Source organism: Cryobacterium sp. 10C3 (assembly GCF_034314285.1).
GTDB lineage: Bacteria > Actinomycetota > Actinomycetes > Actinomycetales > Microbacteriaceae > Cryobacterium > Cryobacterium glucosi.
Genome location: NZ_JAVIWF010000002.1, coordinates 1,699,897 through 1,719,587 on the forward strand (window position 1 = coordinate 1,699,897; position 19,691 = coordinate 1,719,587).

At 67.7% G+C, this 19,691-nt stretch carries 18 protein-coding genes and 4 pseudogenes; 9 read left to right on the forward strand and 13 right to left on the reverse strand.

Going from position 1 to position 19,691, the window contains the following annotated elements; all coding sequences use genetic code 11:
- Nucleotides 1–198: 198 nt before the first annotated feature.
- Both RGU41_RS08850 and RGU41_RS08855 read left to right on the forward strand, forming a co-directional pair.
- Nucleotides 199–345, forward strand: a complete 147-nt coding sequence (locus RGU41_RS08850) for a maltokinase N-terminal cap-like domain-containing protein (protein ID WP_322136040.1) — start codon at nt 199–201, stop codon at nt 343–345.
- Nucleotides 339–1,691, forward strand: a complete 1,353-nt coding sequence (locus RGU41_RS08855) for a maltokinase N-terminal cap-like domain-containing protein (RefSeq protein ID WP_322136041.1) — start codon at nt 339–341, stop codon at nt 1,689–1,691. Before RGU41_RS08850 ends, RGU41_RS08855 begins: the two co-directional genes overlap by 7 nt.
- Nucleotides 1,692–1,747: 56 nt before the next feature.
- Here the strand turns inward: RGU41_RS08855 and RGU41_RS08860 are convergent.
- A pseudogene (locus tag RGU41_RS08860) lies at nt 1,748–3,485 on the reverse strand (AMP-binding protein).
- Nucleotides 3,486–3,736: 251 nt separating this feature from the next.
- Between RGU41_RS08860 and RGU41_RS08865 the strand changes: the two are divergent.
- Nucleotides 3,737–4,225 (forward strand): glycosyltransferase family 2 protein, encoded by a 489-nt coding sequence (locus RGU41_RS08865; RefSeq protein ID WP_322136042.1) that lies wholly within the window; start codon nt 3,737–3,739, stop codon nt 4,223–4,225.
- A gap of 119 nt (nt 4,226–4,344) precedes the next feature.
- A pseudogene (locus tag RGU41_RS08870) lies at nt 4,345–4,620 on the forward strand (glycosyltransferase family 2 protein); the annotation flags it as partial.
- 423 nt (nt 4,621–5,043) lie between these two features.
- Here RGU41_RS08870 and RGU41_RS08875 read toward each other — a convergent pair.
- The 4 genes and pseudogenes from RGU41_RS08875 to RGU41_RS08890 all read right to left on the reverse strand — a co-directional run bounded on the left by RGU41_RS08875 (nt 5,044) and on the right by RGU41_RS08890 (nt 7,757).
- Nucleotides 5,044–5,583, reverse strand: a complete 540-nt coding sequence (locus RGU41_RS08875) for a dihydrofolate reductase (protein ID WP_277871718.1) — start codon at nt 5,581–5,583, stop codon at nt 5,044–5,046.
- Nucleotides 5,573–6,383, reverse strand: a pseudogene (locus RGU41_RS08880) (thymidylate synthase). Before RGU41_RS08880 ends, RGU41_RS08875 begins: the two are co-directional and overlap by 11 nt.
- Nucleotides 6,384–6,410: 27 nt before the next feature.
- Entirely contained in the window at nt 6,411–7,145 is a 735-nt protein-coding gene (locus tag RGU41_RS08885; protein WP_134448857.1) for a glutamine amidotransferase, read from the reverse strand.
- A 48-nt stretch (nt 7,146–7,193) separates the two neighbouring features.
- Nucleotides 7,194–7,757 (reverse strand): hypothetical protein, encoded by a 564-nt coding sequence (locus tag RGU41_RS08890; RefSeq protein WP_322136043.1) that lies wholly within the window; start codon nt 7,755–7,757, stop codon nt 7,194–7,196.
- 510 nt (nt 7,758–8,267) lie between these two features.
- On the opposite strand from RGU41_RS08890, the gene RGU41_RS08895 reads away from it, so the two are divergent.
- Together RGU41_RS08895 and RGU41_RS08900 are read left to right on the forward strand one after the other, a co-directional pair.
- Nucleotides 8,268–8,609, forward strand: a complete 342-nt coding sequence (locus tag RGU41_RS08895) for an S-adenosylmethionine decarboxylase (RefSeq protein ID WP_198413440.1) — start codon at nt 8,268–8,270, stop codon at nt 8,607–8,609.
- Complete coding sequence (locus RGU41_RS08900; RefSeq protein ID WP_134560002.1) at nt 8,609–9,436, forward strand: hypothetical protein; 828 nt, start codon at nt 8,609–8,611, stop codon at nt 9,434–9,436. Before RGU41_RS08895 ends, RGU41_RS08900 begins: the two co-directional genes overlap by 1 nt.
- 3 nt (nt 9,437–9,439) lie before the next feature.
- Here the strand turns inward: RGU41_RS08900 and RGU41_RS08905 are convergent, their stop codons facing one another.
- Entirely contained in the window at nt 9,440–9,865 is a 426-nt protein-coding gene (locus RGU41_RS08905; RefSeq protein WP_134448853.1) for a VOC family protein, read from the reverse strand.
- Nucleotides 9,866–10,006: 141 nt separating this feature from the next.
- Between RGU41_RS08905 and RGU41_RS08910 the strand changes: the two genes are divergently transcribed.
- On the forward strand, nt 10,007–10,903 hold the full coding sequence (locus RGU41_RS08910) for a LysR family transcriptional regulator (RefSeq protein WP_322136044.1): 897 nt from the start codon (nt 10,007–10,009) through the stop codon (nt 10,901–10,903).
- Here RGU41_RS08910 and RGU41_RS08915 read toward each other — a convergent pair.
- A pseudogene (locus tag RGU41_RS08915) lies at nt 10,872–11,728 on the reverse strand (aldo/keto reductase). The gene RGU41_RS08910 and the pseudogene RGU41_RS08915 sit on opposite strands and share 32 nt — an antisense overlap.
- A gap of 124 nt (nt 11,729–11,852) precedes the next feature.
- The gene (locus tag RGU41_RS08920; protein ID WP_134448851.1) at nt 11,853–12,824 is read right to left on the reverse strand and encodes an aldo/keto reductase; all 972 of its coding nucleotides are present in this window, start codon (nt 12,822–12,824) and stop codon (nt 11,853–11,855) included.
- A 109-nt stretch (nt 12,825–12,933) separates the two neighbouring features.
- Here RGU41_RS08920 and RGU41_RS08925 point away from each other — a divergent pair, with 109 nt between their 5' ends.
- Entirely contained in the window at nt 12,934–13,260 is a 327-nt protein-coding gene (locus RGU41_RS08925) for a hypothetical protein (RefSeq protein ID WP_134448850.1), read from the forward strand.
- 31 nt (nt 13,261–13,291) lie between these two features.
- On the opposite strand, the gene RGU41_RS08930 is transcribed toward RGU41_RS08925, so the two are convergent.
- From RGU41_RS08930 to RGU41_RS08950, 5 genes are all read right to left on the reverse strand, one after another.
- Nucleotides 13,292–15,874 (reverse strand): ATP-dependent Clp protease ATP-binding subunit, encoded by a 2,583-nt coding sequence (locus tag RGU41_RS08930; RefSeq protein WP_322136045.1) that lies wholly within the window; start codon nt 15,872–15,874, stop codon nt 13,292–13,294.
- A gap of 132 nt (nt 15,875–16,006) precedes the next feature.
- Nucleotides 16,007–16,288: a hypothetical protein gene (locus RGU41_RS08935; protein WP_322136046.1), complete on the reverse strand. Its 282-nt coding sequence runs from the start codon at nt 16,286–16,288 to the stop codon at nt 16,007–16,009.
- 106 nt (nt 16,289–16,394) lie between these two features.
- Nucleotides 16,395–17,138, reverse strand: a complete 744-nt coding sequence (locus RGU41_RS08940; protein ID WP_134559994.1) for a maleylpyruvate isomerase family mycothiol-dependent enzyme — start codon at nt 17,136–17,138, stop codon at nt 16,395–16,397.
- Nucleotides 17,139–17,162: 24 nt separating this feature from the next.
- Nucleotides 17,163–17,798, reverse strand: coding sequence for an FMN reductase (locus RGU41_RS08945; protein ID WP_134448846.1), 636 nt, complete (start codon nt 17,796–17,798; stop codon nt 17,163–17,165).
- Nucleotides 17,799–17,800: 2 nt separating this feature from the next.
- Nucleotides 17,801–18,919 carry an LLM class flavin-dependent oxidoreductase gene (locus RGU41_RS08950; RefSeq protein ID WP_134448845.1) on the reverse strand — a complete coding sequence of 373 codons (1,119 nt, stop codon included), beginning with the start codon at nt 18,917–18,919 and terminating at the stop codon, nt 17,801–17,803.
- A gap of 498 nt (nt 18,920–19,417) precedes the next feature.
- On the opposite strand from RGU41_RS08950, the gene RGU41_RS08955 reads away from it, so the two are divergent.
- Nucleotides 19,418–19,675, forward strand: coding sequence for a hypothetical protein (locus RGU41_RS08955; protein WP_134448844.1), 258 nt, complete (start codon nt 19,418–19,420; stop codon nt 19,673–19,675).
- The last annotated feature ends 16 nt before the right edge of the window (nt 19,676–19,691 follow it).

Here is a 19,691-nt window from a genome sequence, read left to right on the forward strand (position 1 = left end):
AGTCTCCGGTTCCGGGGACTCTCCGTGGGGCCCACCGGGATCGAAGTTATGGATCAGGGCTTTCCGGACGCTATCACTTTCCTGTGAATACGCCGTCAAATGACAGTTCTGCCCCATGAACATCGGCTGGGCACTGGTGTTTCCAAGCTGATCAGGATGTCTGCGGGCCACACTCTGCCGCTGGCGTACGCTGGCGGCATGACTGGGAATGGCCTCGGATCCGCAGTGCCCGAAGATGTGAGCTCCTGGGCCGCCCGCCAGCGCTGGTTCGCGGACACGGGCCGCCCGGTGGCGCTGGCGCGCGTGGGCGGCTGGTCGCTGCCCTCCGGCGAGCCGGGGTGCTGATCCGCACCGACTGCGTCGTCGACGCCGGCGACCCTCGCCGGACGGTCTACCAGCTTCCCGTGACCGAGCGGGAGGTGGCTCTCCCTGGCGGCGAGGCGGCCCTCATCACGACCCTTACCGGAGCGGACGGGCGGCGAAAGTTCGTCTATGACGCTCCGGCGGATCCGGCCTATGCGCGGGCGCTGCTCCTGTTGATCCTGCGTCGCGGCACGTCAGGCCCTGGTGCAGACGGATGCTCGGTCGCGGAAGGCGAGACCCTTCCCAACGGCCTCGCCGGCGGTGTACCCGGAGGTGTACCCGGCGACGGAGTCGCGCCGGAGGGTGTCGAGCCGACCGTCGTGTCGAGTCACGTGCTCCGGGGAGAGCAGTCCAACACCTCGATCATCTACGAACTCGCGGGTCCTGACGGTCGCGCACTCACTCCCGTGATCTGCAAGGTCTTCCGGGCGCTCCACCACGGCGACAACCCCGACGTCACCGTGCAGTCCGCACTCGCCCGCGCCGGCTCGCACTTCGTTCCCCTTCCCGTCGGTTGCATCGTCGGGGACTGGGCGGACCCCCGCGCGCCTGGCGGCACCGCGCGCGGCCACCTCGCTTTCGCCCAGGAGTTCCTGCCCGGCGTCGAAGACGCCTGGCGGGTGGTACTCGGTGCGGCACGGAGAAACGAGGACTTCACTGCGCGGGCGCGGAGCCTCGGCGTCGCGACCGCGGCAGTCCACGCCGACCTCGCTGACGCGATGCCGACGGCGGAGCCGACCGCTGAGGTCGTCGGCACGGTCCTCGACGGCCTGCGCGCCCGCGCCCGGCGCGCGATCGCGGAGGTGCCTGCACTCGACCGGTACGCCCCGGCGATCGAGGCGGTGTTCGCCGCAGCGGCCGAGGTGTCCTGGCCGAGGCTGCAGCGCATCCACGGGGACCTGCACCTCGGCCAGGTGCTGCTCGTTCCGGGCAGGGGCTGGGTGCTCGTCGATTTCGAGGGCGAACCGCTCACTCCTCTCGAGGACCGGACCCGTGTCGACGTGCCCTGGCGGGATGTCGCCGGGATGCTGAGGTCGTTCTCCTACGCGGCCGGAACCGTGGCGCGGGAAGCTCCCGAGCGGACCGGTGTCGTCACCGGGTGGGCACAGGCCTGCCGTCGGGCGTTCCTTGCCGGGTACAGCGAACGTTCCGGCAGGAGCCTCGGAGAGCAACGCCCGCTGCTCGGCGCCTTCGAACTCGACAAGGCTCTCTACGAGGTCGTCTACGAAAAACTCAATCGGCCCGACTGGCTGCCGATCCCCCTCGCAGCGATCGACGCCCTGCTCGCCCCCGTTCCCGTCCCCGCCGCCGTTCGCGAAAGCGGGTGAGTCGTCGGTATGCCGAGCTCAGTACGACGTTTCACCCGCTTTCGCGGGCGCGCGGATCAGCTCTTCGACGAACGCTTAAGCTCGGGGAACTGGTCGTCGCGCCATTCCTCCGGAAGCCGGAGCTGCTGCTCTGCGGCATCGTTCTCGCGCGCCCGCAGCTCGACCCTGCGGATCTTGCCTGAGCTCGTCTTGGGCAGTTCGAAGAACTCGATACGACCGCACCCGCATGTACGGCGGCAACCCGTTGCGGGCGTGGCGCAGCACGGCGAGAGCGGTCGCGCTGTCGGGTGCCCAGCCGGCCGCGAGGTGGATGTACGCTTTGGCGATGTTGAGTCGGGTGTCGTCGGGGGCGGGGACGACCGCGGCCTCGGCGACGGCGGGGTGTTCGAGCAGCACGCTTTCGACCTCGAACGGGGAGACCTTGTAATCGGAGGACTTGAAGATGTCATCCGTGCGGCCGATGAAGGTGATGTAGCCGTTGTCGTCCCGGGTGGCGACGTCGCCCGTGTGGAAGTAGCCATCCCGGAGCGCGGCCTGGGTCCTGACCGGGTCGCCGTGGTACCGGGCCATGAGGTTGACGGCGGGCTCGGCGAGGTCGAGGCAGATCTCGCCCTCGTCTGCGACGCCTCCCGTGATCGGATCGACGAGGGTGATCGCGACACCGGGCAGGGGCAGGCCCATGGACCCGGCCTTGAGGACGGACCCCGGCACGTTGCCGACGATGGCCGTCGTCTCGGTCTGGCCGTACCCATCGCGGATCGTGAGCCCCCAGGCACGCTGGATCTGGCTGATCACCTCGGGGTTGAGCGGTTCACCCGCCGAGAGGATCTCGCGGAGGCCGACCGGCTTCTCGCCCACATCGGACTGGATCAGCATCCGCCACACCGTCGGCGGCGCACAGAACGTCGTGACCTTGGCGCGGTGCAGCTGGGCCGTGAGCGCCTGCGGGTCGAACCGGCCGTAGTTGTAGACGAAGACGGTGGCCTCAGCGATCCAGGGCGAGAAGAAGCTGCTCCAGGCGTGCTTGCCCCAGCCCGGTGAGCTGATGGCGAGGTGCACGTCGCCGGGACGAAGCCCGAGCCAGTACATCGTGGAGAGATGGCCCACGGGGTACGAGGTCTGGGTGTGCACGACCATCTTGGGCTTGCTCGTGGTCCCCGAGGTGAAGTAGATGAGCGACGGGTCGTCCGAACCGACGGCCACGGGAACGGGCGCCGTGGACAGCAGGGCGGCGTCGGCGTAGTGAGCCCAGCCGGGAACCGTGCCGCCGACGCAGATGCGCCGGAAATCGCCGTCGATCTCCGCGAACTTGGCGGCGTCACCCGCATTCGCGATGACGCAGTCCACCTCGCCGCGCTGCACGCGGTCGGCGAGGTCGCCGGCGGCGAGCACGGTCGATGTCGGGAGGATCACGGCGCCGATCTTCATGATGCCGAGCATGAGCTCCCAGAGTTCGACCTGGTTGCCGAGCATGAGCATCACGTGATCGCCCTTGCCGACGCCCTGCTGGGTGAGCCACGCCGCGACCTGGTTGGAGCGTGCGGACATCTCCGCGAAAGTGACCTTCAGCTCACGGCCGTCCTCCTCGACGATCCACAGGGCGATGTTGTCGTTGCCGGCCGCGATCACGTCGAACCAGTCGACGGCCCAGTTGAATGACGCGCCGACATCCGGCCAGCGGAATTCCGCGGCGGCACGGGCGTGGCCGTCCCAGAGGCGCAGCAGCTGATCGCGGGCGGCACGAAAATTGGAGGTACTCGTCGGAAAAGTCACTTCTCCATCATCCTCACTCATAAATGCCTGTAACTGCATGCATCCGGAAAACACGTCGCGGCGCGTTCCGGGGGCAACCCACACCCGGATGTGGTTAACCACATGGGTCGCCCCATCCGGGTGACAGGGCCAGCGGTCCCCTCCGGCCTCGGGTAGCTTCGTGCACGTCAACACCGACAGTCTCGACGTGGCGTCTCCGGTTCCAGTGTGGGACGTTCGATTTCACCCCGGGGGCACAGATGGTTACGTTCTTCGTCATTTTCATTCTTGTTGTGGGAATCAACACCTTGCTCTGGACCACGGTCGGTCTCATCCGTGCCGTGGTCGAGAGCAGCCGCCGCCGGTCGCCCGATCGATCGCAGGACCCGCTGATCTCCGCGGACGAGGTCGCGGTCCTGGTCGCCGCCCACGACGAAGAACAAGTGATCGCCGCGACGATCGGTTCCGCAACCGGCCAGGTGCCCGTTGGACACGTCTTCGTCGTTTCGGACGCCTCAGCAGACCGGACCGCGGACCTCGCGAGAGCCAGCGGAGCGAACGTGCTCGAACTCGAGTCGAATCACGGAAAGGCCGGCGCGCTCGTCGCGGCAATCGACCATTTCGAACTGGCACGCCGGTTCCCGGTCGTGGTGCTCCTCGATGCGGACACGGTGCTGGCCCCCGACTACCTGCTGACCGGCCTGCCGTGCTTCCAGGATCCGGGGGTCGTCGCGGTTGCAGCGTGTGCGTCGACGATCGCTGATCCTCCCCCGCGACGATGATGGGCCGATTCCTGGTCGCATACCGGGAACGTTTCTACGTCATGGTGCAGTACCTGCTCAAGTACGGTCAGGCCGCCAGGCTCGCGAACGTGATCTCCATCGTTCCCGGTTTCGCGAGCATGTATCGCAGCCGGGTCCTCGGAAGCATCGACATCGATCCTCCCGGGCTCGCGATCGAGGACTTCAACATGACGTTCGAAGTGCACGCGCGCAAGCTCGGCCGGATCGCATTCCACCCCTCGATCGCGAGGGCCTCGACCCAGGATCCGGACAACCTGCACGATTACACCCGGCAGCTCCGGCGTTGGACCCTGGGGTTCTGGCAGACGCTGCGCCGCCACGGATTCCGGCTCGGCTGGTTCTGGGGTGCGCTGGCGCTCCACGTGTTCGAGCTCGTGACGAGCAGTGTGATGATGCTGCTGTTCCTGCCGCTGCTCGTCGTATCGGTCGGCGCGGTCATCTGGGAGGCGACGTCGACGGACCCGTCCGGCATCGCCACGCGGCTGACGGACGCGATTCCGCCGACCCTGATCCTGCTCGGCGTGCTCGTGCCCGATTACCTGTTGACCGTGCTCGTCGTCGCCGTCACCCGCCGGCCGAGTTATCTGCTGCTCGGGTTCGCCTTCCCACTCGTACGTGTGGTCGACGCGGCGATCTGCCTGGCGACCCTTCCCCAGGCATTCCTGACGCCGTCGAGCGGACGCTGGAGGAGTCCGGAACGCCGAGTCACCGTGGCGCCCGTGGCTCCCGCGCTGCAGGAGAAGCCGGTGCCGCCGGAGACGTCAGCTCGTGAAGAGATGTCCGTGCCCGAAGAGACGTCAGTTCCGCGGAACCGGCCGCTCGTACCCGACAAAGCGAAAGCGGATGCCGGTCCTCGAGACCATCCATTCCGAGGCGTGGGCACGCGTCCACTCCCCGTCAACCGCGGGGGCCCTCGTGTCGCCGGGCACGGCGAGGTCCAGCTCGGTGACCTCGAGTCGTGAGGCGCGGGCCAGGGCTTCGCGGTAGACCTCGCCTCCGCCGATCACCCAGATCGTCGTGGCCGGATCTGTGGCCGAGTCGTCCGCAGCGAGGGCATCGTCCACGGACCCGGCGCGTTCGGCTCCGGCAGCGGCCCAGTCGGCGTCCCTGGTGACGACGATGTTCCGTCGCCCGGGGAGCGGCCGGAATCGTTCGGGGAGGGAATCCCACGTGCGACGACCCATCACGACCGTCGCGGCATCCGTCACGGCCTTGAAATGCGCGAGGTCTTCGGGAAGGTGCCAGGGTATCGAACCGGCGCTGCCGATGATCCCGTCGTGCGCCTGCGCCCAGACCAGTGCGATCACGGGAGTGTGACGGGCGGGATCAGACGGCAACGGGTGCCTTGATCGCGGGGTGGTGCTGGTAGCCGACGACCTCGAGGTCCTCGTACCCGTAGTCGAAGATGCTCGCGCGTTCGCCCGTGATGCGGAGCGTCGGGAGCGGATACGGGGCACGGGTCAGCTGCTCCGTGACCTGGTCACGATGGTTGTCGTAGATGTGGCAGTCCCCGCCGGTCCAGATGAAGTCGCCGACCTCGAGGCCGGCCTGGGCGGCGACGAGGTGGGTCAGCAGCGCATAACTCGCGATGTTGAAGGGGACGCCGAGGAAGAGGTCGGCGCTGCGCTGGTAGAGCTGGCAGGACAGGCGGCCGTCGGCGACGTAGAACTGGAAGAGCGCGTGGCACGGTGCGAGGGCCATCGACGGGATGTCCGCGACGTTCCAGGCCGACACGATCATGCGACGCGAATCCGGGTCTGTCTTCAGGGTCTCGATCACCTGGGCGATCTGCCTCGATGTGACCACCGTCGGGGGTGGGCCAGGAGCGCCATTGCACTCCGTAGACGGGACCGAGTTCTCCGGTTTCCGATGCCCACTCGTCCCAGATGCTGACGCCGTGTTCCCGGAGCCATCCGACGTTGCTCTCGCCGCGCAGGAACCACAGGAGTTCGTAGGCGATCGACTTGAAGTGCACGCGCTTCGTCGTGATGAGCGGGAAGCCCTCACGAAGGTCGAAGCGGAGCTGGGCGCCGAAGATGCTCGTGGTTCCGGTCCCGGTCCGGTCGGCTTTGGCGGTGCCCGTCGCCAGGGTGTGGCGAAGCAGGTCTTCATACGGGGTCGCGAGTGAGGTTGGCATTCGTAGCAGTTTATTTGGTGGCGCAGCTTATTCGGTGCCGAAGCGCCGCACGAAGGCACGCATCAGGTTCGCCGGTTGCGTCACCGTGGCCGCCGCGATGCTCGCGATGACTCCGGTCCAGGCATCCGGCTTGACATATCCGTTGTCGCGGTAGATCCGGAGGCGGGTGAGGATGCTCGCATTGGTGAGCTCCGGGTGGAACTGGGTCGCGTAGACGTTCCGTCCGACCCGGAAGGCCTGGACCGGGCAATCCTCTCCGGTGGCCAGGAGTACGGCGCCGGGCGGGAGGACCGTGCATGCCTCCTTGTGTCCGACGAAGGCCTCGAAGTCGGGCTCGAGGATACCGAACAGGGGGTCGGCGGCTCCCTCCTGCGTCAGCCGCACTCTCGTCGGGCCGGCGTCCTCCGGCCACGTTCCGTCGACGACACCCCCGCCGTGTGTCGTCAGCAGCCCGATGCCGTAACAGGCTCCGAGAAAGGGAAAATCACGGGCGACGACGAGGTCGAGGAGCGACTGGAGTTCCCGCTCGACCCGGAGCTGGACGGCGGACTTCGTCGCCGCGGGGTCGCTGGCGTTGAAGGGGCTGCCACCGACGATGATGCCGGAGTAGTCGTCCAGCCGGATCGGCGGCAGTGGCGCCGCCTCGAGCCTGACCCGGTGCAGGTCCTCCGGGGTGAGGCCGCCGGCGCTCAGGAAACCCTCGTACTCGTCGTCGGCGGCTTCGTCCTCCGGACGGCTGGCCAAGAGCAGGTAGGGCTTCACGCCGCCATGATACGCGGTGCGGCGCCCATTCCGGTGCGCGCTTCCCGATCAGTACAGGAATGACCTCGCGAAGGTGTTCACATCGATGTTGACGCCGTTGAAGACCCGTTCAAAATGCTGCTGAACACCGACTCGGAGATTCCCGGACGCGTTCCAGCCACCGAACGGAATCGGTGCAGGCGAGAGGAGATCGACGGGGTCGTCAGGGAGGCCGGCCACGGCAGTCGAGCCCGGCTGGACGGGCACGGCATCCCAGAGGGCGACGTCCGAGAACTCCGTCGTTCCCGCGCCCATGATGTCGTCCCACATCCGCGCGCCGGTGTAGACGACGGGGCGCACTCCGGTGGATTGGACGCCCGTGATCATGGCGCGGGTGAGCGGCGGGCCGCCCGTTTCGATGTCGAGGGCGAAGAACTGGAGCCGGATGCGGAAGGAGCCCGTCGCCGCGATCCCCTCCCGCCAGCAGCGCGGATCCCTGGTGTACGCGGCGATCGCGAGACCGGCGTCGATGGCCATCGCGAGCTGCGCCTGGGTGCGGGCGAGAGGCGTGCACGTGCCGAACTCGGTGGAGCTGAGGATGTAGAGCCGGAACCCGGCTTCGTATGCCTGCACGAACCAGGCAGGATCGGAAATCGGATTGTCCGAATCCAGCGCCCTGATCGCCGGTGACGGTTGGGCCCGCGACGATTGGGCCGGTACGGTCGGCACCGGAGTGGGGCCGCGGTCGGGGAAACCGCTGGGATGCCGGACGGGGCGGATGCCGCCGGGTCCGGTCGGATCGCACCTGCTACCTGGATGGCCGCGAGGGGAAGGCCCACTGCAAGGATCACCAGCAGCGCGGCCCCGAAAATGGGCGGCGCAACCGGCCCCTTTCCCGGGTGTCTCGTGACGGAAAGCCTGCGCATTCGCTCAGTGTGCACCGGCATCGCGGTGAAGAAAAGGGACCCACCGGGGACTCGTCCAGACTGTCGGACGTGCCCTCGGACCCCGATGGATGTCTGGGGGGCGTACAGTGAGGCAGCACCGCTCAGTCTCAGGTTCCAATGTCGCCCTGATGAAACGGCTGCCGCCGGGGATTCCTTTCCCCAAGCTCTTGATCACATCACTGGGGGAATGGCTTTCATGCGCGACCTTGCACCAACCATTTACCGGCAGCGTCTTGTCATCGAGGCCTACCCCGCCGAACCGATCAGCGCAGTGCAGATCACGGACTACTTGTCAGGGCTTGCCCCGGTGCTCGACATGAAAGGCCTGATCGAACCGGTCACGCATCGCAGCGATCTGTACGGCTGGGCCGGGTGGACTCACTGGGAAACGTCGGGGGCGCATTTCTACGCGTGGGAACAACCGGTGCTCTTCTACAGTGTCGACATCTACACCTGCAAGCCGTTCGACCCCCTCGTGGCCGTCGAATACACCACGCGTTTCTTCGGCAGTGCCAGCGCCGAATACAAGGAGTTTTAGTGCCGACCCGCGACACCGATACCGTGATCGGCGCCGAGGTGTTCAGCCCCCGATACGACCTGAGCGATGCCGAGCTCGAGGACCTCACCGTGCGGCTGCTCGCCGCGCGCACGCGTGACCTCCCGGAGCACTACCGGCTGGTCGCGATCGAGGTCGACGGCCGGAGCCCGTTTTCGAACGTCGGCCGGCACGTGGAACGTGTTGTCTTCGAGGCGACGTTCGGCAACGATGCCGCGCAGATGACGGACGAGTACGGCGCGTACGAGGGCACGAGCACATTCTTCATCTCCATCGACAGGGACACCGGCACGCCGAGCGGGGTGCTGCGGATCATCGAGGATTCCCCGCATGGACTCAAGAGCCTCAACGATGCCGCCCAGGAACCGTTCAATCTGGAACTCGATGAGGCGTTCCGCTTTCACGCGATCACCGATCCGACCGAGATCTGGGACATCGGCACCGTCGCCGTCCTCCCCGACTACCGTCGCGGCGAAGCAGCGGTGAGCGTGCAGCTCTACCGCGCCATGTACCTCTCCGCGCTCGTGCACCGGATCAAGCACATTGTGTCCATCGTCGACGACCGCCCGCTGCGCAAGATGCGGGACTTTCTGGGCATCCCGTTCGTACCGCTCGCCGACACTCCCCCTGGTCCGTACCTCGGCTCGAAGAAGAGCCACGCCGTCTACGGGTACGTGCCGCACTTCCTGCCGAAGGCGCGGGCGCACCGCGACACCATGCGCGGCCTCCTCGTCCGCAACGCCCTGCAGCGCCTTGTCGACGGCACGGAAGACGACTCGATCAGCCTCGACGTCCAGCCCGGCGCCTGAACGTCACTCGGGCGCTGTGCTGCCCGATCCGGAGATGTTGACCAGCCAGCTCACGCCGAACGGGTCCACGAGCATCCCGAAGCTGTCTCCCCACGGCGCCTTCGCAAGCGGCTGGAGTACGGTCCCGCCGGCAGACAGTTTTTCGAAGTAGCCGCTCAGTTCCGCCTCGTCGTCGCCGCTCAGCGAGACCGACATAGTGGTGCCCGGTGTCAGATCCATGCTGTTCGGTGTGTCCGCCGCCATCAGGACCATCCCGCCGTCCGTCGTCAAAGCGGAGTGCATGATCTTGTCGCCCTCCGCAGGATCCTCACTGGCGTGGAGCTCCGCGAAGGTACTGCGCGTGACCGTGCCGCCGAAGACCGACTCGTACAGGTCCATGGCCGCCCTGGCCGAATCACGGAACGAGAGATAGGGGTTGAGCGTTGTCATCTGAGACCTCCAGACCGGGGCGTGCCCGCCGTCGGGCCCGCGCTTCCGAGACATTATCGACCCCGGAACGGCAAAAGACGAGGCGGTGGATCCAGTCCTCGCACCTGTGAATGGCCTCGCGTGAGGCACTAGCCTTGCTGAATGGAACTCCGCCAGCTCGAACATTTCGCGATCGTCGCCGAGGAACGCCACTTCACCCGGGCCGCCGAGATCCTGCAGATCTCACAATCCGGTCTGTCGGCATCCGTTCGGGCGCTCGAAAGCGAGCTCGGGACGTCACTCTTCATCCGCAGCACCCGCAGCGTCGAACTCTCGGTCGCCGGACAGGCCTTCCTGGTCGAGGCGTTGCGCACGCTCGCGAGCGCCACCGCGGCCCAGAACGCCGTTGCGGCTGTGCGCGGCCTCATGCTGGGGAGCCTGACCGTCGGCGCCGAGCCGTGCCTGGGCTCGGTGGACCTTCCGGGAGAGCTCGCCCGCTTCCGCATGACGCATCCAGGGGTCGACGTACGTCTCAGGCACGCCGGATCGCTCGAGCTCATCGAGGGCGTCGCGAACGGCCGCACGGACGTCGCCCTTGTCGTCTCGGTCGGCGACCAGACTCCCGGCGTCCGACTCAGTCCGCTCAGCACGCAGCGGCTCATCGTGCTCTGCCATCCCGATCACGCGTTCGCGGCCAGGGGCTCCGTCGACCTCGCATCCCTGCATGCCGAGTCACTCGTCGGGTTCCCCGCAGGCTGGGGCGCACACGTCCTCGCCCGCCGCGGTTTCGCTGCTGCCGGGTTCGATTACCGGGCCGCGCTCGAGGTCAACGACGTGCATCCGATGCTCGACCTCGTCGGTTACAACCTCGGTGTCGCGATCGTGCCGGAGAGTTTCGCAGCGAAGCGCCCTGACCTCTTGCGAGCCATTCAGATCGAGGATCCGATGCCGCCGTGGACGGCCGCGGTCGCCGTGGCGGACGAGCCCAGCCCGGCCGCCACGGCGTTCCTCACCCAGCTCGCGGGGATCAGCCCAGCAGCGCCAGTTCCTCAGTCGTGAGCGTGATGCCGGCAGCGTGAACCGAATCCCGGATGCTCTCCGGCCGCGAGGCGCCGGGGATTGGGATGACCACAGGGGACTTCGCGAGGTGCCAGGCCAGGCAGACGACCTGCGGGCTGACCCCTCGGTCTGCTGCTACCTGCTGGAACGGCGCGAAGCGTTCGCCGAGCCGGGACGCAGAGGAGATCCCACCGAGCGGGCTCCAGGGGATGAAGGCGATTCCGAGTTCGGTGCAGAGCTCGAGCTCCGGTTCGCTGCTGCGGAACGCAGGAGAGAACTGGTTCTGCACGCTCGCGAGGCGCCCGCCGAGCAGTTCGCGGGCGAGCCGGATCTGATCGACGTTCGCATTGGAGATGCCGGCGAGGCGGATCGTGCCGGCGTCGAGGAGCTCGACGAGCGCCCCGATGGAATCGGCGTACGGCACCGCCGGGTCCGGCCGGTGGAACTGATAGAGGCCGATCGCGTCGCCGCCGAGCCGCGCGAGTGAGGCCTCCGCGGCCTTCTTGAGGTGTTCAGGGCGGCCGTCGACATACCAGGTGCCGTCACCGGGGCGCAGGTGCCCGCCCTTCGTCGCGACGAGCAGGTCGCTGGTGTCCCCGCCCCACGACGCGATCGCTCCTGCGATGAGGGTTTCGTTGTGGCCGACCTCGTCGCGCAGTGCAGGTGGTACGCGTCCGCGGTGTCGAACAGGGTCACGCCCTCGTCGAGGGCCGCGTGGATCGTCGCGACGGACCTGGCCGCATCCGGTCGTCCTTCAATCGACATCGGCATTCCGCCGAGTCCGATCGCGCTCACGGTTCGGTCGGCGATCATTCGGGTTTGCATCATTCGGGTCGGCATGGCTTCCTTCGTTGAGCGGTTGACGGGGCTGGCGGTTCTGCAGTGTTCGTTGCGGGATTCGTTGCGGGATCTGTTGCGGGATCTGTTGCGGGACCTGTTGCGGGGTTGGTCACCAGGCATAGTCCTCAGGGGCCGGCTTGTGCCCGGGGAAGATCTCATCGAGACGGGCCAGAGCTGCGGCATCGAGGGTGACGTCGAGCGCCCGGAGACCGTCGTCGAGCTGGGCCTGGGTGCGCGGCCCGATGATCGGCGCCGTCACTCCCGGCTGGTGCAGGAGCCAGGCCAGGGCCACGTCTCCCGGCTCGTGCCCCAGGTCTGCGGCGAAGTCCTCGAAGGCCTGGATGGCCGGTCGGTGCGCGGCAAGCGTCTCGGCAGAGCGCCCTTCGAGGCGCCGTCTGCCGTCGCGCTCCTTGCCGAGCACTCCCCCGAGGAGGCCGCCCTGCAGCGGGGACCAGGCGATCACACCGAGCCCGTTCGCTCGCGCCGCCGGGAGCACTTCGAGCTCGAGGTCCCGGGTGAGGAGGTTGTAGATCGACTGCTCACTCACCAGGCCGGTGAAGTTGCGACGTCGCGCTTCCGCCTGGGCCGTGGCGATGTGCCAGCCGGCGAAGTTGCTGCTGCCCGCGTAGAGGATCTTTCCCTGGGCGACGGCCGTCTCCATGGCCTGCCAGATCTCGTCCCAGGGCGTCTCCCTGTCGATGTGGTGGAACTGGTAGATGTCGATGTAATCCGTCTGCAGTCGCCGGAGGCTCGCGTCGAGGGCCCGGCGGATGTTGAGGGCCGAGAGCCTGCCGTTGTTCGGCCAGTCCGAGGTCGTCCCGTAGAGCTTGGTGGCGAGCACGGTCCGCTCCCGGCGATCGCCGCCGCGCGCGAACCACCGGCCGACGAGGGACTCGGTGGCCCCGGGCCCGAGGTCGCCGCCATAGACGTTCGCCGTGTCGAAGTAGTTGATTCCCGAGGCGAGCGCCGAGTCCATGATGGAGTGCGCCTCCGGTTCCGGCGTGAGCGGCCCGAAGTTCATGGTGCCGAGGCACAGTCGGGAGACGGAAAGACCAGAGCGACCGAGGTGTGTGTATTCCATGACTTCAGCCTCCTCCAGGACCACTGATCTGTCCAACAGCCGTCATCGCTGTGATTGACCAGTTGGGGTTCTCAATCGCTTACCCGGAAAGCTGGGTACAGTTTCGAGCATGAAACTCACCGATATCGACCCGCCCGGTCGCAGTTTTTCGCGCTGGCTCACCGAGGAGGAGATCGGACGCGTGCTCGCGAGCGATCGCGGCTGGCGACTCGCCGAGGACGGCAGTGTCGTGGCCGGAAAACTCCGGAAGGCCCGGATCGCCGACTCCCTCGGGGACCTCGGTCGCGCCGCCATCGCCAACCGGTGGACCGCGCGGGCCGCGGCCCCCGGAAGCGACGGCAGCGGCCCGACGCACATCATGTGGGGTGTGTTCAATGCCCGCTCCGACACGGAGATCGCCGCGGAGATCGCCGCCGGGATCGCCGCCAGGGGCTGAACCAGCCTGGCGGCGACTCCGCAGCGACTCCTTACGCGGCCAGGGGCAGCGGCTGCGCCGGCGCGGATGCCGCGGCCGCGACGACGAGTGCGCCGTCAGCAACCGAGACTTCGACTCCGGTACTCGCCAGCAGGTCAGAGCCGACGAGGAGGTCGGCGATCTTGTCGTCGAGTTCCCGCTGGATCACGCGGCGGAGCGGCCGGGCACCGTACTCGGGTTCGTAGCCCCGCGTGGCGATCCAGTCGATCGCGTCCTCGCTCACGGTCAGGGCGAAGCCCTGGGCGGCGAGCCGGGTGCGCGTCCCGGCGAGCAGCATCCGCACGATGTCGTGCAGTTGCGGCGCGTCGAGCTTGCGGAACAGCACGATCTCGTCGAGCCGGTTCAGGAACTCCGGACGCATCGCCTCGCGGAGCTTGCCCATCACCCGGTCGCGGAGCGCTTTCTCCGAGCCGAAGCCGTTGTCGGCCCCGCCATCGATCTGGGCGGTGAAGCCGAGGGCGCCGCTCCGGCTGGCGAGGAATTCGGAGCCGAGGTTGGAGGTCATGATGATGACCGTGTTCCGGAAGTCGACGGTGCGACCCTGGCCGTCGGTCAGGCGGCCGTCGTCGAGCACCTGCAACAGCAGGTTGAACACGTCGGGGTGGGCCTTCTCGATCTCGTCGAGCAGGATCACCGAGTACGGGTTCCTGCGCACGCGCTCGGTCAGCTGCCCGGCCTCGTCGTAGCCGACGTAGCCGGGAGGGGACTCGACGAGCCGGCTCACGGTGTGCCGTTCGCCGAACTCGCTCATGTCGAAGCGCACCATCGCGTGCTCGTCGCCGAACAACGATTCAGCGAGGGCCTTGGCGAGCTCTGTCTTACCGACGCCCGTCGGCCCGAGGAACAGGAAGCTGCCGACGGGTCGGCCGGCATCGTTCATGCCCGTGCGATTGCGGCGCACCGCCTTGGCGATGAGCGTGACGGCGTCGTCCTGTCCGACGACGCGTTCGTGCAGCTCGGCCTCGAGCAGGCCGAGGCGGGAACGGTCGTCCGCGGTGAGCCGGGCGACGGGTATGCCCGTCGCGCGGGCAATGACGCGGGCGATCTCGGCCTCGCCGACGACGGCCTCTGCTGCAACGGCCTGGGCGGGGTCTTCCTGGAGCTGCAGCTGTGCCTGGACCGTCTCGATCTCGTCCCGGAGCCGGGAGGCCTCCTCGTACTGTTCGGTGAGGACGGCGGCGCTCTTCGCCTCCTCGAGTGTCACCACGCGCGCACGCAGGGCCTCGAGGGCCTCACGGTCGGGCAGGGAGCCGAGGGTCAGGCGCAGCCGGGCACCGGCCTGGTCGATCAGGTCGATGGCCTTGTCGGGCAGGAACCGGTCGGACACGTAGCGTGCGGAAAGCTCGACGGCGGCACGCAGCGCCTCGTCGGTGTAGCGCACGCCGTGGTGCTCTTCGTAGCGGCCGCGCAGCCCCGCGAGGATGCTCACCGCGTCGTCGATGCTCGGCTCGCCGACCCGCACGGTCTGGAAACGGCGTTCGAGGGCCGGGTCCTTCTCGACCTTGCGGTACTCCTTGAGCGTCGTCGCGCCGATCACGTGCAGCTCACCGCGAGCCAGCCGCGGCTTGAGGATGTTTCCGGCGTCCATGCCGCCGTCGCCGGATCCGCCGGCGCCGACGACCGTGTGCAGCTCGTCGATGAAGATCACGAGCTCGCCGCTGTGCGCGGTGATCTCGTCCATGGTCTTACCGAGGCGTTCCTCGAAGTCGCCGCGGTACCGGGTCCCGGCGACCATCGCCGCGAGGTCGAGTGCCACGACGCGCTTGCCGCGCAGTTGCTCCGGCACGGTTCCCGCCACGATGGCCTGCGCGAGCCCTTCGACGACGGCGGTCTTGCCGACGCCGGCCTCGCCGATCAGAACCGGGTTGTTCTTGGTGCGCCGGGAGAGGATCTCGATCGTCTGTTCGATCTCGTCGGCACGGCCGATCACCGGGTCGAGTTTCCCGTCGCGGGCCCGGGCCGTGAGGTCGGTGCCGTAGGTGTCGAGCATCGGCGTTTCCGAAGCGGATGCCGGGGCAGGGTCCTGGCCCGTCGCATCCGCCTGCGGCTCGCGTGCACCGGCCTGCAGGGATTCCTGGGTGACGCCGGCCGCAGCGAGGACCTGGCCGGCCGGGGAGTCCTCGTTCACCACGAAGGCGAAGAAGAGATGTTCGGGGTCGATGTAGGTCGACCCGAAGGCGCGCGCGATCTGGTGCGCGTCGAGGAGGGCGCGCTGGGCGGAGGGGGTGAGTCCCGGCGTCGCGTCTCCGGTCGGGGCGGAGCGCTCCGGCAGGCGCTGCTCGGCGGCCAGGGCGAGGGCCGCGGGGTCTGTGCCGGTATTCCGGATCGCCTGGGCGGCCGGTTCGCGCAGGACGAGGACCCGGAGAATGTGCAGGACGTCGACGTGGGAGTGCCCGTGCTCGACCGCGTACTGGGCGGCCTCGGCGAGCACCTCGTGGGTGCGGCGGTTGAGCAGCCGGGTGATGTCGATCGGGCGCCCTGTGGGTGCAGCACCCTGCTGGCCCTGCAGGTAGCGGGCGATGAACTCGTCGAACGAACCGTTACCGGAATCCGCGGGACCGAAGAATGTAGGCACGAGACCTCCTGATCTTGAAACTTGAGTGCTATTGACTCAACTCAACGTCAGGCCGTGGGTTTCATTCCCGCCTCATGCTGGGAAACCCCCGGTTACGCGGTCGGCGAACGGAGTGCGAACAGGCCCAGAGGTTCAGGCCCCGAGGATGCCGCGCGCCACGACGACGACGACGGTCACGGCCGCGACGCCCAGCGCGATCAGGACCAGGCCCCGGCCGTGCACGCCGGCGGGCATGACCCGGAGCGCGCGCATCGAGTATGCGAGCCCGACGAGGACAGCGATGACTCCCCAGAACGGGAGCACGAGAGCGAGGACGAATCCGGCGAGGGTGATCCAGAATCCGAGCGAGCGCCCGGGTGTCTTCGTCCAGTCGGCACGCGGCGCGCCGAGGGCGATCAGTCGGTTGTCCTGCATGTTCGCGCGCGGATCGTCCACTGTCAGCCCCCGTTGCTTCGAGTACCAGTCTGCCACGCGGCGGGATCGTTCAGCGCGATCGTTCAGCAGGATCGTTCAGCTGGGCTCAGAGCCACCGAGGCGGGTCGGCCGGAGTCCCGGCGCTCGAACCCACGCCGGAACCGCCACGCCCGGTCGCCCACTGGACGAGGCCAGCGAGGCTGCCGGACACGACGATGGGATGCGCGGAATGGAGGTCGCCGAACCTGCGCTCGTCGTGGGAATCAGTGACGGAGAGCACGAGGTCTCCCCCGTCACCCCGGGTCGCCCAGGCCGAGGTGATCTCGGTGAGCAGGCGATCGAGCACCTCGACCGGCACGTCGGCGAAGGATGCGCCGGTCGCGAGGTCGATCGTGTGCACCCAGAGTTCCTGGTTGCGCATCCACACGGTCTCGGACACGGCAATCTCCCGGCCGCTCGGGGTCCGGACCGGGTGGCTCCACGTCTCGGGGGTGAGCCGGCGCCACGCGGCGTCGAGCTGGATGGTCGCGACGTCGAAGAGGGTCCGCAGGGCGTCGCGGTCGAGCTCGGCCCCGGCGGCGATGTCGCTGTCGCGAGCCGCGTTCGAGACGTACATCGGCGTTTCGACGTCGGTGCGCGCCCAGGTCACGAGTCGTACGATGCCCCTCGCGTTATATGCGACATGGGCGATCACGTGACGGCGGCTCCAGCCGGGCAACAGCGAGTCGCCGTCGAGGTCGACGTTCGACAACCCGTTGAGCTCGTGCGCGAAGAACGCGGTCGCGCGACGAGCGAGCAGGAGTTGCGCGAGCAGCTCGGGATCAGCGGGGAGAGCGGTAGGTGCGGGCATTCCCCCATTCTCGCAGGGAACCGGTCAGATCGAGGGCTGGAATCCGCCCGTCGGACTGAAGGACGCGTCGATCGTGAACGGGTCGCGCACGGAATTCGAGCGATCGGATGCCGCGATGAGAGCCGCGAGTTCCCCGGCCGCCCTGTCGATGCGGTCGGGCAGCGTCTTGACCGTGTCCGCGCCGCTTCCCCAGTCCTCCGATGCGGCGAACACCGCGGTGGTGGCGACGACCGCGTGCAGGTAGGTGAACATCGGGCGGATGGCGTAGTCAAGGGCCAGGGAATGGCGTGCGGTGCCCGCCGTCGCCGCGATGACCGTCGGCATGTCGGTCAGCGACCGGTTGTCGATGACGTCGAAGAACGACTTGAAGAGGCCGCTCGCGCTGGTCGTGAAGATCGGGGTGACGGCGATGAGCCCGTCCGCGCCGGTCACGGCTTCGATCACCGCATCGAGCTTCGGGCTCGGGAACCCGGTGAGCATGTTGTTCATCACGTCGAGGGCGACGTCGCGCAGTTCGAAGATCCTGACCTCGGCGGGGATGCCTTTCTCGGCCAGGCGGGAGGAGGTCGCCTCCGCAAGACGGTCGGCGAGCATCCTCGTCGAGGACGGCTGGCTGAGTCCTGCGGTGACGACGGCGATGGTACGGGTGCGTTCCGTCATGGCTAGGCCACCTCGACCGGAGCGCCGACGGATGCGCCGACGGGAGCCGCGGCCGCCGCAGCAACGAGCGACGCGTGGGTGGGGGCATCCGGAACCGTTGCCGGACGGTTCTTCGCGAACTCGCGGCGCAGCACGGGCACAACCTCTTCACCGAGCAGATCGAGCTGTTCGAGAACGGTCTTGAGCGGCAGTCCGGCGTGGTCCATCAGGAACAGCTGGCGCTGGTAGTCGCCCACGTAGTCCCGGAAGCCGAGAGTGCGGTCGATGACTTCCTGCGGGCTGCCGACGGTGAGCGGCGTCTGCGAGGTGAATTCCTCGAGGCTCGGGCCGTGGCCGTAGACGGGCGCGTTGTCGAAGTACGGGCGGAACTCCTTCACGGCGTCCTGCGAGTTCTTGCGCATGAAGACCTGGCCGCCGAGTCCGACGATCGCCTGCTCGGCGGTGCCGTGGCCGTAGTGCTCGAAGCGCTGGCGATAGAACCCGACCATTTTCGCGGTGTGCGAGGCCGGCCAGAAGATGTGGTTGGCGAAGAAGCCGTCGCCGTAGAATGCGGCCTGCTCCGCGATCTCCGGGGTGCGGATGCTGCCGTGCCAGACGAACGGCGCGACGCCGTCCAGGGGGCGGGGCGTCGACTGGAAGCCCTGCAGCGGGGTGCGGAACTGGCCCTCCCAGTCCACGAATTCCTCGGTCCAGAGCCGGCGCAGGAGCGCGTAGTTCTCGAGCGCGAGGGGAATGCCCTGGCGGATGTCCTGGCCGAACCACGGGTAGACCGGGCCGGTGTTGCCGCGGCCGAGGGTCAGGTCCACCCGGCCGTCGGCGACGTGCTGGAGCATCGCGAAGTCTTCGGCGATCTTGACCGGGTCACTCGTCGTGATCAGGGTCGTCGCCGTGGAGAGGATGATGCGCTCGGTCTTGGCCGCGATGTAGCCGAGCATCGTGGTCGGGCTCGAGGGCACGAAGGGCGGATTGTGGTGCTCACCGGTTGCAAACACGTCGAGTCCGACTTCTTCGACCTTCTGGGCGATCGTCAGGATCGCCTTGATGCGCTCCTGCTCGGTCGGGGTACGGCCGGTGGTCGGGTCGGTTGTCAGGTCCCCGACCGAAAAGATTCCGAACTGCATGGTCAGCCTCTCTGAGTGTTCACTGCATTTTCTCGGGCAGTATTTTCAATGCATTTGCATGGATATCGTACCCAACCTCGATCGGGGGTTTCCTATTCCCGCACGACAGAGACCTCGCCTGAGACACGGTGATACTCAGAAATATCTCATGGATCGCCGATATCCGGCCGTTGACATCTCGGAGTGAATCACATAACGTTCCTCCAAAGCTCCTCCGCCCGATGAAGTGCTTCAGGATCCCCGTCGGCCGTTCGGTAACCCGCCGTACTGCCGCACCCGAGAAACCGCTTCATCACGGAAGGACCACTGATGCGGGAACGACTCCAGGCTTCGCCTCACGTCGGTTCGCGACATCATCCGCTGCGCCACCCATCGGCCCACACCACGCGCTGAGAGCGCTCACCAGGAACGCCCGGCACCACTGCCGGTTGTCCCCGGTTCGCTCGCCGCCGCAGCAGTTCCCCCACACTCACCCCAGAGAAAGAATTGGGTATCCCCATGAACCACGAATCCTCCGACCTGCCGCAGAAGTCCGAACACGCGGAGAACTACGAGCACACCGAGCACACCGAGCGCACCGAGCGCACCGAGAACGTCGCGTACACCGAGAGCCTGAAGCACGCCGACGAACCCGAGCACGGCCAGACCCTGGCACCGTCGGAGGTGGGCAGCATGTTTTCCGAGTACCGGCGTCGCCAGCTGAACATCTTCCGCGAACGCGAATCGACCCTCGAGCTCGACGACACCGCGATCTAGCACACAGCGATCTGGC

Bases quoted from the DNA above. Each gene is read 5' to 3' on its own strand.
- RGU41_RS08850 (WP_322136040.1), top strand. From the start codon at position 199: ATGACTGGGAATGGCCTCGGATCCGCAGTGCCCGAAGATGTGAGCTCC.
- RGU41_RS08895 (WP_198413440.1), top strand. From the start codon at position 8,268: ATGCGCGACCTTGCACCAACCATTTACCGGCAGCGTCTTGTCATCGAG.
- RGU41_RS08905 (WP_134448853.1), bottom strand. From the start codon at position 9,865: ATGACAACGCTCAACCCCTATCTCTCGTTCCGTGATTCGGCCAGGGCG.
- RGU41_RS08910 (WP_322136044.1), top strand. From the start codon at position 10,007: ATGGAACTCCGCCAGCTCGAACATTTCGCGATCGTCGCCGAGGAACGC.
- RGU41_RS08920 (WP_134448851.1), bottom strand. From the start codon at position 12,824: ATGGAATACACACACCTCGGTCGCTCTGGTCTTTCCGTCTCCCGACTG.
- RGU41_RS08925 (WP_134448850.1), top strand. From the start codon at position 12,934: ATGAAACTCACCGATATCGACCCGCCCGGTCGCAGTTTTTCGCGCTGG.
- RGU41_RS08935 (WP_322136046.1), bottom strand. From the start codon at position 16,288: ATGCAGGACAACCGACTGATCGCCCTCGGCGCGCCGCGTGCCGACTGG.
- RGU41_RS08940 (WP_134559994.1), bottom strand. From the start codon at position 17,138: ATGCCCGCACCTACCGCTCTCCCCGCTGATCCCGAGCTGCTCGCGCAA.
- RGU41_RS08945 (WP_134448846.1), bottom strand. From the start codon at position 17,798: ATGACGGAACGCACCCGTACCATCGCCGTCGTCACCGCAGGACTCAGC.
- RGU41_RS08950 (WP_134448845.1), bottom strand. From the start codon at position 18,919: ATGCAGTTCGGAATCTTTTCGGTCGGGGACCTGACAACCGACCCGACC.
- RGU41_RS08955 (WP_134448844.1), top strand. From the start codon at position 19,418: ATGAACCACGAATCCTCCGACCTGCCGCAGAAGTCCGAACACGCGGAG.